Annotated in this window: 10 protein-coding genes; 6 read left to right on the top strand and 4 right to left on the bottom strand. The window is 70.4% G+C overall.

All coding sequences use genetic code 11. The annotated features are described in order from the left end of the window. The coding region (locus CLV43_RS38640) for a hypothetical protein (protein WP_211304758.1) at nucleotides 1-261 on the top strand (261 nt) is incomplete at its 5' end. A gap of 112 nt (nucleotides 262-373) precedes the next feature. After that, nucleotides 374-1,150 carry a hypothetical protein gene (locus CLV43_RS38635; RefSeq protein WP_245887288.1) on the top strand — a complete coding sequence of 259 codons (777 nt, stop codon included), beginning with the start codon at nucleotides 374-376 and terminating at the stop codon, nucleotides 1,148-1,150. A 43-nt stretch (nucleotides 1,151-1,193) separates the two neighbouring features. Here CLV43_RS38635 and CLV43_RS38630 read toward each other — a convergent pair whose 3' ends face one another. After that, entirely contained in the window at nucleotides 1,194-2,306 is a 1,113-nt protein-coding gene (locus CLV43_RS38630) for a sugar ABC transporter substrate-binding protein (RefSeq protein ID WP_106193964.1), read from the bottom strand. Nucleotides 2,307-2,831: 525 nt separating this feature from the next. Further along, entirely contained in the window at nucleotides 2,832-3,941 is a 1,110-nt protein-coding gene (locus tag CLV43_RS38625; RefSeq protein ID WP_106193963.1) for a sugar ABC transporter substrate-binding protein, read from the bottom strand. A gap of 337 nt (nucleotides 3,942-4,278) precedes the next feature. Between CLV43_RS38625 and CLV43_RS38620 the strand changes: the two genes are divergently transcribed. Both CLV43_RS38620 and CLV43_RS38615 read left to right on the top strand, forming a co-directional pair. Then, nucleotides 4,279-6,033 (top strand): S8 family peptidase, encoded by a 1,755-nt coding sequence (locus tag CLV43_RS38620; RefSeq protein WP_106193961.1) that lies wholly within the window; start codon nucleotides 4,279-4,281, stop codon nucleotides 6,031-6,033. Nucleotides 6,034-6,089: 56 nt separating this feature from the next. Next, a complete protein-coding gene (locus tag CLV43_RS38615; protein WP_146175086.1) occupies nucleotides 6,090-6,695 on the top strand; it encodes a hypothetical protein in 606 nt (201 codons plus the stop codon). Nucleotides 6,696-6,740: 45 nt separating this feature from the next. Here the strand turns inward: CLV43_RS38615 and CLV43_RS38610 are convergent, their stop codons facing one another. Together CLV43_RS38610 and CLV43_RS47400 are read right to left on the bottom strand one after the other, a co-directional pair. Further along, a complete protein-coding gene (locus CLV43_RS38610; protein ID WP_106194041.1) occupies nucleotides 6,741-9,707 on the bottom strand; it encodes a glycine--tRNA ligase in 2,967 nt (988 codons plus the stop codon). 305 nt (nucleotides 9,708-10,012) lie between these two features. Beyond that, nucleotides 10,013-10,462, bottom strand: coding sequence for a TrbL/VirB6 family protein (locus tag CLV43_RS47400; RefSeq protein ID WP_146175085.1), 450 nt, complete (start codon nucleotides 10,460-10,462; stop codon nucleotides 10,013-10,015). On the opposite strand from CLV43_RS47400, the gene CLV43_RS38605 reads away from it, so the two are divergent. Further along, a complete protein-coding gene (locus tag CLV43_RS38605) occupies nucleotides 10,443-11,870 on the top strand; it encodes an LCP family protein (protein ID WP_245887287.1) in 1,428 nt (475 codons plus the stop codon). The genes CLV43_RS47400 and CLV43_RS38605 overlap by 20 nt on opposite strands. Before the next feature lie 672 nt (nucleotides 11,871-12,542). Beyond that, nucleotides 12,543-13,157 (top strand): SanA/YdcF family protein, encoded by a 615-nt coding sequence (locus CLV43_RS38600; protein WP_245887286.1) that lies wholly within the window; start codon nucleotides 12,543-12,545, stop codon nucleotides 13,155-13,157. The last annotated feature ends 89 nt before the right edge of the window (nucleotides 13,158-13,246 follow it).

Below are 13,246 nucleotides of genomic sequence, written 5' to 3'. Positions count from 1 at the left end.
ACTACAACACCCGACGGGCCCACAGCGCCCTCGGTGGTCGACCACCGATCAGCCGACTGGCCGCCTAACCGTCAACAACGTCACAAATCACTACAGCTAGAGCGCGCCGAGCAGGCCGACCCGGAGTTCGCCAAGCGGCTGCGGAGCGAGTGGGAGAAGACGACCGTCACCCAGACGGGGCACGTCACCAACCAGATCTCCGGCACGGTGCACGGGAAGGTCCTGCAGGCCGGGGACATCCAGGGCGGCGTCACGTTCTAGGGCGCGGGCACCGAACCGTTCGCCCGATCTTCACCGGACCGAACCGGCCGGGCTCGGCACTGGTGGGCGTAATGTCCAGTTCACCAGCGCGATCCGGAAGGAATCACCACCAGTGTCGGTCCACCTGTCGACGTCGACGGGCACCGGCGTGGTCAGCTCCGGCAGCGACCGGCTGCTGTTCTTCTTCGTAGGCCTGGTCGTCACGTTCGTGCTCATCCGGATCAGCGTCCGGCTGATCCGGGCGAAGGTGCGGTGGTGGCCGGGCAACATCACGCCCGGCGGCACGCACATCCACCACGTCGTGTTCGGCACCGTCTTCATGCTCATCGGCGGCGTGGCGGGCCTGGCGGCGCCGGACGACGTGCACTGGCTGCGGCTGACCGCGGCGGCGACGCTGGGCGTGGGCGCGGCGCTCGTGCTCGACGAGTTCGCGCTCATCCTGCACCTGCGGGACGTGTACTGGACCAAGAACGGCAGGCTGTCGGTCGACGCGGTGTTCCTCGCGATCGGCATGACGGGCCTGCTGCTGCTAGGGGCCCGCCCGCTGGGCTACGACGACTTCCTCACCCCGGCCGAGACCGACAGCGCCACCAAGACGCTCGTGCTGCGGCTGGTCGCGGTGCTGGTGAACGTCGGGTTCGCGATCGTCTCGCTGCTCAAGGGCAAGATCTGGACCGGGCTGCTCGGGCTGCTGGTGCCCGTGCTGCCGGAGATCGGCGCGCTGCGGCTGGCCCGGCCGGGGTCGCCGTGGGCGCGGTGGCGCTACGCCGACGACTCCCGCAAACTGCGCCGCGCTTATCGGCGGGAGGCGCGGGTGCGCCAACCGCTCATCCGGTTGAAGATCAGGTTCCAGGAGTTCATCTCCGGCAGGCACGACCTACCGGATTAATCGGCGATCCTCCCGGTTCCCACCGGAAGGATCGCCGTCCCGGCTAATTGATAACAATGTTGTTCTGCGCGCAGATCGCCACCAGATCACCGACGCAGAGTTCCGCGGACTTCACGACGCCCTCCGCCACCAATCGGCTCACGGTGGGCTTGGTGATCAAATCGGCGCCCAGCAGAACGGATTTCACGTCGCGCTTGCCGACGAGGTCCCTGGTGTTGCCGGTAGCCAGGTCGTCCGCGCCGTCCTGGTCGCCCTTCGCCACGGCGATGGCGAGCCGCGCGGCGGCCTCGGCCTCGTCCCGGATCGGCTTGTAGACCGTCATGCACTGCTCGCCGCGCAGGATCGCCTGCAGGCCCGCCAGCGTGGCGTCCTGGCCCGTCACCGGCACCTTGCCGACGAGGTTCCGCGCCTTGAGCACCTCGATGACCCCGCCCGCCAGGCCGTCGTTCGCGGCGATCACGCCGTCGACCTTGCCGCCGTTGGCGTCCAGGATCTGCTCGAACTGCTGCTTGCCGATGGCCGCGTCCCACTTGTCGATGGCCTGGCTCTTGACCAGCCGCAACGCGCCGGAGTCGTACTTCACGCCCATCTTGCGGCGCTGGCCGTCGGCGAAGAGCGTGGCGTTGTTGTCGGTGGGGGCGCCCTGGATCTCGATGATCTGCCCGCCCGGCTTGTCGCCGAGGCAGGACAGCAAGCCTTCGGCCTGCAGTTCGCCGACCGCGATGTTGTCGAACGAGACGTAGTACTCGGCCGTGCCGCCCAGGGTGATGCGGTCGTAGTCGATGACCGGGATCTTCGCCGCCTGCGCCTTGCGCTGGACGGCGGCACCGCCCTCGGGGGTCAGCGGGGTGATCATCAGGACCTTCACGCCGCGCTTGATCATGTCGTCCGCGATGCTCGCGAACTTGGCCTCGTCGTTCTCGGCGTTCTCGATGATGGGCTCGATGCCCGCGAACCCGAGCGCCTGGGCCATCAGCGGGCGGTCCTGGTCCTCCCAGCGCGCCGACGACGTCTTGTCCGGGAGGATCACGCCCACGGTCGGCTTGGCCTTGGGCTGGGCCGACTGCCCGACCGCGCCGTCGTCGGCGGTCGAGCCGCAGGCCGCCACGGACAAGACCAGAAGACCGCAGGAAGCCGCACGTGCAAGTCTTCGCATTAGCCAGTCCCTCGCAACGGAAGTCCACGACTTCACATAATGATATTGCGAAAGTTGATAACGCCGGAGAGCGTTAGTCAAGTCCGGCGCCCGATCCAGGCGTAAAAGTGGACTACTTGAGCAGGTGCGTGAACCATTACATGGTCAGTAACGTAGCGCATTGCGGCGCGCTTTCGTCACACTGAGTCTTTGATCCACTACTTTTACGAACCGGAATGGCGGGCGGTCCACCCGATCGGGAACCGGCCTCCGGTCGGCCCCACCGCCCGACGCCCGCCCGCCCCCACGCCTCGCACGCCCCCACTGCACGGCAGGGAGCCACCGGGCGAGGGAGCCACCAGGAGGCCTCCCGCACACCGGGCCGGCGCGGCTCCCACACCCCCTGGAACACGGCTCCCGGATTCCGCCCGTCGACGATCACGATTGCGCCCCGAGGGCGAATAATCAATTCGGAAGAAATTCCGCTATCGCGACCGGACGCGGAAGTGCCCGCCCCGGCTTTCACCGGAACGGGCACCCGGCGTCCTAGTTCACCACGATGTCGTTCTGCTTGCAGATGGCCACCAGGTCGTCGACGCACAATTCCGCGGGGCGCACGACGCTTTCCGCGACGAGCCTGCGCACGGTCGGCTTGGTGATCAGGTCGGCGCCCAGCAGGATCGACTTCACGTCGCGCTTGGCCACCAGGTCCCTGGTGTTGCCGGTCGCCAGGTCGTCGGCGCCGTCCTGGTCGCCCTTGGCCAGCGCGATGGCGAGCCGGGCGGCCGCCTCGGCCTCGTCCCGGATCGGCTTGTAGACCGTCATGCACTGGTCGCCGCGCAGGATCGCCTGCAGGCTGGCCAGGGTCGCGTCCTGCCCGGTCACCGGCACCTTGCCGACCAGGTTCTTCTCCTTGAGCACCTCGATGACGGCGCCGGCGAGCCCGTCGTTGGCGGCGATGACGCCGTCCACCTTGTTGCCGTTGCCGCTGAGGATCTCGTCGAACAGCTTCTTGCCCAGCACCGGGTCCCACTGGTCGACGGCCTGCGCCTTGACCAGCTTGAGCTCGCCCGAGTCGTACTTGGAGGTCAGCTTGCGGTGCTGCCCCTCGGAGACCAGCGTGGCGTTGTTGTCGGTCGGCGCGCCCTGCATCTCGATGATCTGCCCGCCCGGCTTCTGCCCGAGGCAGGAGAGCATGCCCTCGGCCTGCAGCTCGCCGACGTTGGCGTTGTCGAAGGACACGTAGTACTCGGCCGTGCCGCCCAGGCTGATCCGGTCGTAGTCGATCACCGGGATCTTCGCCGCCTGCGCCTTGCGCTCGACGTCGATGCCGCCCTGGGCGGTGAGCGGCGTGATGATCAGGACCTTCACCCCGCGGCGGATCATGTCGTCGGCCAGGGTGGCGAACTTCTTCTCGTCGCCCTCGGCGTTCTCGATGATCGGCTCGATGCCCGCGAAGCCGAACGCCTGGGCCATCAGCGGGCGGTCCTGGGTCTCCCACCGGGCGGAGGAGGTCTTGTCGGGGAGGATGACCCCCACCGTCGGTTTCGCCGTGGGTCCGCCGAGCGCGGCGGTGCCGACTTCGGCCGGGGATCCGCACGCGACGAGGGACAGGGCCAATAGACCGCCGGAAGTCGCGCATGCCAGTTTACGCATCTATCAATCCCTTACCGATGAAGTCGTCGGTGACCCCAAATGCGAGAATGCAAAATTCCACACCGCGGGGCGTGCACGAGTCAAGCCCCAGTCACCCACCGGGCGGAAATAGACCCCTATTTCGGGCAGCGTCGATCCTCGTACCCGACCGCCACCGTTTATCTGATCACTACGCTCCGCTCACGAACGGCTACTTCCCGCTTCTTCGGGCTTTGCGGCGAACTCCTACCAAAGGGTCTGACGCGGGACGAATATCTGTGTCAGGGTGTCGCCCTTGACCGGCGTCGGGGCCGTGTCGGGAACTCAGCCATGGTTCGGGTGTGAGGAGACAGCTCAGGTGAGAACAAGGAAGCTCGTTCCCTCGGCGCTGGTGGTGGCCACGACGGTGGCGCTGCTCGCGACGGGAACGCAGGCGGCGGGCGGGGCTCCCGCGGCGGCCGCCCAGCAGCAGGGCACCGCCGAGTACACGGTGATCCTGGAGGAGAACGGCAACCGCGACATGGCCAGGAAGGCCATCGCGCTCGCGGGTGGCGAGGTGACCAGGACCAACGACGCCGTCGGCGTCCTCACGGTCAAGGCACCCGCGGCGGGTTTCATCGAGCGGGTGTCGGCCTCCGCCGACGTGCTCGGCGCCGCCCACGTGAAGCCGGTCGGCCACTCCCCCGCGCAGCCGAAGGTCACGCAGGACCAGGTGAAGCGCGCCGAGGTCGAGTCGGAGAACAAGACCACCACCCCCAACGCCTCCCCGCGCAAGGGCGACAAGGGCGCGGTCGGCCTCGACCCGCTCGACGGCGATCTGTGGGGCCTGAAGATGGTCCGCTCCGACATCGCGCGCGCCAAGCAGGCCGGTGACAAGCGCGTGTACGTCGGCATCCTGGACACCGGTGTCGACGGCACCCACCCGGACATCGCACCGAACTTCAACGACAAGCTCTCCCGCAACTTCACCATCGACATCCCGACCGACTCCGACGGCGGCGAGTTCGACGGGCCGTGCGAGTTCCGCGGCTGCGTCGACCCGGCGAACCACGACGACGGCGGCCACGGCACGCACGTCGCGGGCACCATCGGCGCGGCGGCGAACGGCTTCGGCATCTCCGGTGTCGCGCCGAACGTGTCGATCGTGAACATCCGCGGCGGCCAGGACGCGGGCTCGTTCTTCCTGCAGCCGGTCGTCGACGCCCTCACCTACGGCGCGGACATCGGCCTCGACGTGATCAACATGTCGTTCTACGTCGACCCCTGGTACATGAACTGCACGGCGAACCCGGCCGACAGCGCCGAGGAGCAGATCGAGCAGAGGGCGGTCATCGCGGCCGTGCAGCGCGCGCTGGACTACGCGCACCGCAAGGGCGTCACGCTGATCGGCGCGGGCGGCAACAACCACGAGGACCTCGGCAAGCCGCGGACCGACGTGGTCAGCCCGAACTACCCGCCCGGCCACGCCCACGACCGCGCCGTCGACAACGCGACCTGCCTGAACCTGCCGACCGAGGGCGACCACGTCATCTCCGTGTCCGCGCTCGGCCCGTCGACCGCCAAGGCCGACTACTCGAACTACGGCCTGGAGCAGGCCTCCGTCGCGGCCCCCGGCGGCTACTTCCGCGACGGCCTCGGCACCGACTGGTACCGGACCAACGAGAACCTGATCCTGTCGACCTACCCGCGCAACGTGGCACTGGCCGAAGGCGCCATCGACGCCGCGGGCGAGATCACGCCCGCCGGTCTCACCGCGGGCGTCAAGAAGGCCTGCAAGGGCACGACCTGCGGCTACTACCAGTACCTGCAGGGCACCTCGATGGCCGCCCCGCACGCCACCGGCGTCGCGGCGCTCATCGTGAGCCAGTACGGCAAGCGCGACCCGAAGCACCCCGGCACGCTGACCCTGGCGCCGGACAAGGTGGAGAAGGTCCTCACCAAGACCGCGACCCCGCGGGCCTGCCCGAACCCCCGGACCGTGTCCTACGTGGACGTCGGCCGCTCGCCCGAGTTCGACGCCACCTGCGAGGGTGACGCGAAGTTCAACGGCTTCTACGGCTACGGCATCGTGGACGCCTACGGCGCGGTGACCCGAGGCGGCAGCTTCATCTAGCCCGTTGCGGCGCGGAAGGCCCCCGGTCCGCCGGGGGCCTTTCGTATGCTCCCGCCGTGGCGAAGTCGGCGGGGCAGAAGAGGCGGCAGAGGGAACGGCGGGCGCGAGCCCGTGCGCGGCGGCCGGAGCGGGTGACGCGGTCGCGGCCGCAGGGGACGACGTGGTCGGCGGGCAAGGTGGCGCTGTGGACGTGCGTCGCCATCGTCGCGTTCATCGGGCTGGTGCCCGCGTTCTGGTACTGGATCGCGCCCGCGGTCAGCGACCTCGTCGCCCCGGTCCCGGTGCTGGCCGTCATCGTCGGCTGGCTCCCGGTGGGCGGTGTCCTGGCCGCGCTGGGGTTCTTCATGGTCATCCGCGGCGACCTGCTGCCCCGGACGCGGGTGGTGTTCGCCTGGGTGCTCGGCGTGTGGGGCGTGCTGGCGCTGACCACGATCCCGCTCGACGTCGACTCGCCGCCGCTGGACGTCGAGTACTACACCGGCCTGCGGGTCGGCTTCCTCGGCGCGCTGACCGGCGCGGTCGCGGTGCCGCTCGGCGTCTACCTGCTGTGGAAGCCGTTCCACCGGCGCAAGGAGCCCCCGACGGAGGTGTGGGGCTGCGCGTTCGCCGTCTTCGCGGTCGTCCTGCTGCTGCTCGCCGCCGCGCTGTCCTGGCTGGGCTGACGCCCTGGTGCGCGTCGCGGAGGACGCGCACCAGGGAGCCGTGGATCACGCCGGCGCGGTGCCCAGCGCCTGCCAGTCGAGGACCGGCGCGGCGTGGTCGCGGATCGAGGCGAGCAGCCCGAGCCGCGCCGCCTTCACGGCCGGGTCCTCCGCCATGACCAGCACCTCGTCGAAGAAGGTGTTGACCGGGGCGGTGAGCACGGCCGTGGCGGCGGCGAACCCGGCCAGGCCGTCCGGGCGCGCGCCGAGACCGGCGAACGCCTGGTGCAGCGCCACTTCCGCGGGCTCCGTCAACGCCGAGGCGTCGTAGGTCCCGGCGGTGTCGGCGGGCACGATCCGGCGCACGCGCTGGAGCGCGGCGACGAGCTCGCCGAACGCCGGGTCCGCGGCCAGCGCGGTGAGCTGGGTCAGCGTCTCGTCGGCAACCACGGGGGCGTCGGCGAGCGGCAGGACCGCGTTGACGAACCGGTGGTCGTGCCCGGCGTCGAGCAGCGCCTGCTCGTAGCGCCGCACGGCGAACTCGCGGGCCGCGGCGACGGTCTCCGCGGGCACGTCGAGGCCGAGCTGGGCGCGGGCCGCCTCCAGCGCGACGGGCAGCGTGATCGCCCGCAGCTCCGGGAACGCGCGCAGGACGCTCACGGCGCCGAGCGCGGCCCGGCGCAGACCGAACGGGTCGGAGCTGCCGGTCGGGTTGGCCCCGATGCCGAACAGGCCCGCGAGCAGGTCGAACCGGTCGGCCAGCGAGAGCAGCGCGCCGGGCACCGAGGCGGGCAGCGGGTCACCCGCGGACCGGGGCTGCTCCATCTCGAACAGGGCCTGGGCGACCTCGCCGGTCTCACCGGCATGCCGGGCGTACTCGCGGGCCATCGTGCCCGCGAGGCTGGACAGCTCGATGACCATCTGCGAGCCGAGGTCGAACTTCGCCAGGTCGCCCGCGCGCTTGAGGGTCGCCTCGCCGTCGCCGAGGTCGACGTGACCGGCCAGCGTGGCCGCCAGCGAGGCGATCCGCTCGGCGCGGTCGGCCATGGAGCCGAGCTTGTCGGCGAAGGTCAGCTTCGCCAGGCCCGCCTTCATGTCCTCCAGCGGCGTCTTGAGGTCGGCGCGCCAGAAGAACGCGGCGTCCTCGTACCGGGCGCGCAGGACGGCCTCGTTGCCGGACCGCACGCGGTCGGCGTCGACCGAGCCGTTGGCGACGGCGACGAAGTGCGGCAGGAGCCCGCCGTCGGCGTCGCGCACCGGCAGGTACCGCTGGTGCTTGCGCATGACGGTGGTGAGGATCTCGCCTGGCAGGTCGAGGTAGCGCTCCTCGAAACCGCCCAGGATCGGCGTCGGCCACTCGACGAGGTTCGTCACCTCGGCCAGCACACCGGCCTCGGCGGTGAAGTCGACCGTGCCGCCGACGGACGCCGCCAGCTCGGTCGCGGCGGCGACGATCTTCGCCTGGCGCGCGGAGGCGTCGGCGTCGATGCCGTGGCCCGCCAGGAACTCCAGGTAGCCGTCGGCCTCGGCCACGGCCACCTCGGGCTCGGCGGCCGTGCGGTGCACGCGGGTCGTGGTGCCCGCCTGGAGCGTGGACACGGCGACCGGCACCGGGGTCCGGCCCAGCAGCGCGAGCAGCCAGCGGATCGGGCGGGTGAACGACAGCTTCGGGTCGTTCCACTTCATGTTCTTCTCGGACCGCAGCTCGGCCACGACCTCGCCGAGCAGCCCGCTGAGCACCTCGACCGCGCCGCGGCCGGTCTCGGTCTTGACCAGCGCGACGTGCTCGACGCCGTTCTCGGTCACCCGGCCCAGCTCGGACAGCTCGACCTTCTGGCCGCGGGCGAAGCCCTGCACGGCCTTGGTGGGCTCGCCGTTCGCGTCGAACGCCGCGGCCACCTTCGGCCCGCGCACGGTGCGCTCGGCGTCCGGCTCGCGCGGTGCCACGTCGGCGACCAGCACCACGACGCGGCGCGGCGTGCCGTGCACCTCGACGGCGCCGTGGGTGAGCCTGGTGGCCCCCAGCTTGTCCGTGACGGCCGCGCGGACCGCCTCGACGGTCCTGGTGACCTCGGACGGCGGCAGCTCCTCCGTGCCGATCTCGAACAGCAGCGTCGCGGGCTCGGTCACCTCGGCGAACGACGTCGGCGCGGCCGCGAGGGCGGGCACCTCCGCGACGCCGAGCGGGTGGCCGAGCTCGGCGCGGCGCTCGGCCCACAGCGCGGACACCTCGCGGGCCAGCCCGCGCATCCGGGCGAAGGCGCGGGCCCGCTCGGTGGTGCTGATCGCGCCGCGCGAGTCGAGCACGTTGAACGTGTGCGAGCACTTGAGCACGTAGGTGTGCGCCGGGACCGGGAGGCGCAGGTCCAGCAGCCGCTTGGCCTCGGTCGCGTACTCCTCGAACAGCCGCTTGTTGGCCTCGACGTCGGCGTCGTCGAGGTAGTACCGGCTCATCTCGTACTCGGCCTGGCCGAACGCCTCGCCGTAGGAGATGCCGGGCGCGTAGGCGATCTTCTTGAAGTGGTCGACGCCCTGCAGCGCCATCATGATCCGCTCGATGCCGTAGGTGACCTCGACGGACACCGGTTCGAGGGTCTGGCCACCGGCCTGCTGGAAGTAGGTGAACTGGGTGATCTCCAGCCCGTCCAGCCACACCTCCCAGCCCAGGCCCCAGGCGCCGAGCGCGGGCGAGGCCCAGTTGTCCTCGACGAAGCGGACGTCGTGCGCCCGGATGTCGATGCCCAGCGCCTCCAGGCTGCCCAGGTACAGCTCCTGGGGGTTGCCGGGGTCGGGCTTGAGGATGACCTGGAACTGGGTGTGGGTCTGCAGCCGGTTGGGGTTCTCGCCGTAGCGCGCGTCGTCGGGCCGGACGCTGGGCTCGACGTAGGCCACCCGCCACGGCTCGGGGCCGAGCACCCGCAGCACCGTCGCCGGGTTGAGCGTGCCCGCACCGACCTCGGTGTTGAAGGGCTGCACGACGATGCAGCCGCGATCGGTCCAGTACTTGGTCAGCGCCAGGAGCGCGTCCTGCATGGTCAGCACGGTGACAACCTCGGATGGGGGGTGTGGGGGCTCGGGCAGTCTACGAAAGCCGCCGTGATCGGCCGACTTCGCTGGTCAGCAACCCGACGGACACCGGATGACCAGTCTGGTAACACGCCTGTGTCACGCTTTGGGCAACCTCGCGGACCGTACGGACGTCCTACGTGGCGTATCCGGGCGACCGTTGGAGAAAGCGCGCACGAGTAGGAGTTGGGTGTGGACAAGCGGCCGCCACGGCCTGGCGATGCGGGCGACGCCCGCGGCCGGCCCGTGCCTCCTCGACGTCCCTCCGCAGGTCAGCCCCGTCGCCCGCAAGGCCAGCCGGGAGCCTCGGAGCCGGTCCGGCGCACGCCGCCCGCCCGCAGAACGCCCCCCGAGCCGCCCGCCGCCCGCCGGACTCCCCCGGAGCCCCCGGCGGCGCGGCGCACTCCCCCGGAGCCGCCCGCGGGCAGGCGCACGCCCGCCGAGCCGCCGTCCACGCCGCGGCGCACGCCCGCCGAGCCCCCGGCCGCCCGCCGCGTGCCCGCGGACCCGGCGCCGCGCCGCAAGCCGATCTCGGCGACGGCGCCCACCGAGCGCGTGACGCCGGCCCGTCCGGTCCGGCCCGCCGCCGCCGAGCGCCCCAAGCCCGTCGCCGACCGCCCGCCGAGGCGGCCCGCGCCGCCGCGGGGGCCGATCGCGTCCGGCGGGTCCATCGCGCGCCGGTCGGTCGTGTCGCTGCTGTCCGTGGCGGTCCTGCTGGGCACCGGGTACGCGTGGCAGAACCTCAAGTCGTTCACCGACAACCTGACCACCACGGACGTGATCAACGCGGGCGCGGGCGGCGAGAAGCCCGCCGACGGCGCGATCGACATCCTGATGGTCGGCATGGACAGCCGCACCGACGCCAAGGGCAACCCGCTGCCGCAGCAGATCCTGGACGAGCTGCAGGCGGGCGGCAGCGACGACGGCGGCCTGAACACCGACACGCTGATCCTGATGCACATCCCGAACGACGGGAAGAAGGCCGTCGCGATGTCGTTCCCGCGCGACTCCTACGTGAAGATCGCGAACGGGTACGGGCGGCACAAGATCAACTCGGCGTTCGCCTACGGCAAGAACGACGCCGCGGCCGAGCTGACCAGCAAGGGCGGCCTCGACCCCGCCGAGATCGAGGTGGAGTCCAAGAAGGAAGGCGCGAAGAACCTCATCGCGACCATCCAGGATCTCACCGGCGTCACGATCGACCACTACGCCGAGATCAACCTGGTCGGGTTCTACGACATCACCAAGGCCGTCGGCGGCGTGGACGTGTGCCTCAACGAGGCCACCCAGGACGACTTCTCCGGCGCGAACTTCACCGCGGGCCAGCAGACCATCGAGGGCAAGGACGCGCTGGCGTTCGTCCGGCAGCGGCACGGGCTGCTGCGCGGCGACCTCGACCGGGTCGTGCGCCAGCAGGTCTTCATGGCGGGCCTGGCCAAGAAGATGCTGTCCGCGGGCGTGCTGTCCGACCAGACGAAGACGAAGAACCTGATCAACGCGGTGACGAAGTCGATCGTGCTCGACAAGGACTGGGACATCCTGAACTTCGCCAACCAGATGAAGAGCCTCTCCGGCGGGGCGATGGAGTTCCAGACGATCCCCACCGGCGACCCCGAGCTGGAGACGCCCGAGGACGGGCAGGCGATCGAGATCGACGAGGCGGCGGTCAAGAAGTTCGTGAAGAACCTGACCGAGGACCCGGCCAAGACGAGCAGCGCGCCCCCGGCGGCGGACAAGCCCTTCGACAACTCGTCGGTGACGGTCGAGGTGCGCAACGCCTCAGGAGTACCCGGACTGGCCGCGCAAGTGCTGGAGTCGTTGGCGGCGAAGGGGTTCGTGAGCGGGGACGCGGCGAACGCGGAGTCGAACACGAAGACGTCGACGGTGAAGTTCGGGAAGGGCGGCGACGACGGGGCCGCCGCCGTGGCGAAGATCCTCGGCGGGGTCGCGGTGGAGCAGGACAACAACATCCAAGCGGGGCACGTGCGGGTGTTCGTGGGGTCTGACTACTCGGGGCCGGGGGCGCAGGGGTTCGCCGGTGGGAGTGGGGTCGGGTTGGACGGGGTGCGGCAGCAGCCGGCTTCTGGGGACAAGCCGATCACGGCGGATGGGGTGCGGTGCGTGAACTAGGTGGGGCCTGGGGATCTCTGCTTTAGGAGTCCAGGTTCCTGTCGCGCGTTGGGCTCTCGACCCTCTCACCTCTGCTGAAGTCCAGGTTGGGACCGCCCACCGTGCGAAGCCCGGCCCCCGGCGCGCGATTGTCTCAATGCTTCACCCTGCTTTGTCAAGACGATAAAGCTATCTTGACAAAGCAGGGTGAAGCAGGAGGGCGCTGTGTATCGGGGGCAGGGGTAGGTCTGGCTTCGCCAGCATCGGCTGCGCCGACTCAGGCATCGGGCTGCGCCCGACAAGGCATCCTCGGCTGCGCCGTTGGACAAGGCATCGGGCTGCGCCCGACAGGGCATCGGCTGGCGCCGACAAGGCCCCAGGCGCTCCGCGCCGGATGCGCGCTGGCGGGCTGCGCCCAACGTTGTGTTGGCGTGCTCGCTTCGCGTCGGACAGGGAAGGCATCCTCGCTGCGCGTCGGACTGGTGGCGGCTGCGTCCGGCTTCCGGGTGGGTGGTGGCCAACCGGTGTGGGGGTTCAGGCGTCCTTGCGGCTGGGAGGGCGGGTGGCGTCTCCAGGGGTGAGGGGGTTGGGGTCGTGTGGGGATTGGTGAAGCGGGTTGTGCTGGGTGGGGTGAAGGCGGTTCGCAGGGGTGCGGGGCGGGTTCGGTGGGGGCGGGTGTTGGTGGGGGGTGGGGTGGTGCTGCTGTTGGCGTTCGTGCCGTTGGTGTGGGTGTTGGCGTCGAGTGCTCCCTACCGGTACTCGGCTCGGGAGGTGCCGGGGGCGCCGGTGGGGTTGGTGTTGGGGGCGGGGTTGACGCGGGAGGGGAGGCCGACGCCGTTCCTGGCGGGGAGGCTGGATGTGGCGGCTGACCTGTACGCGAGGGGGAAGGTTTCCGTGTTGTTGGTGAGCGGGGACAACAGTCGGGAGGACTACGACGAGCCGGGGGCGATGCGGGAGTACCTGGTGTCGAAGGGGGTGCCGGGGGCGGTGGTGGTGGCGGACTACGCGGGGTTGGACACGTGGGATTCGTGCGTGCGGGCGCGACAGATCTTCGGGGTCGAGAAGGTGACCGTGGTGACGCAGGAGTTCCACCTGCCGAGGGCGGTGGCGCTGTGCCGGGCGGCGGGGATCGAGGCGTTCGGTGTGGGGCACGACACGTCGGACCAGTTCGCCGGGGGGACGCGGTACGGGTGGTTCCGGGAGTCGTTGGCCAGCGGCAAGGCGATGGTGGACGCGCTCGTCCTGAAGCCGGATCCGCGGTTCCTCGGGCCCGCCGAGTCGGGCGTTGCCGTGGCCTTGAGGCGATAGAAAGCTACTCACAGTACTACTCGATTAGCCCGATCGGGCGATAATCAGGGCAAGTCACGTAATCAACCCACCTTTCCCGCCTTTCCTCT

This window comes from Umezawaea tangerina (assembly GCF_003002815.1).
Classification (GTDB): Bacteria; Actinomycetota; Actinomycetes; order Mycobacteriales; family Pseudonocardiaceae; genus Umezawaea; species Umezawaea tangerina.
This window is presented reverse-complemented; position numbering and strand designations above follow the sequence as displayed.

Bases quoted from the DNA above. Each gene is read 5' to 3' on its own strand.
- CLV43_RS38630 (WP_106193964.1), bottom strand. From the start codon at position 2,306: ATGCGAAGACTTGCACGTGCGGCTTCCTGCGGTCTTCTGGTCTTGTCC.
- CLV43_RS38625 (WP_106193963.1), bottom strand. From the start codon at position 3,941: ATGCGTAAACTGGCATGCGCGACTTCCGGCGGTCTATTGGCCCTGTCC.
- CLV43_RS38610 (WP_106194041.1), bottom strand. From the start codon at position 9,707: ATGCAGGACGCGCTCCTGGCGCTGACCAAGTACTGGACCGATCGCGGC.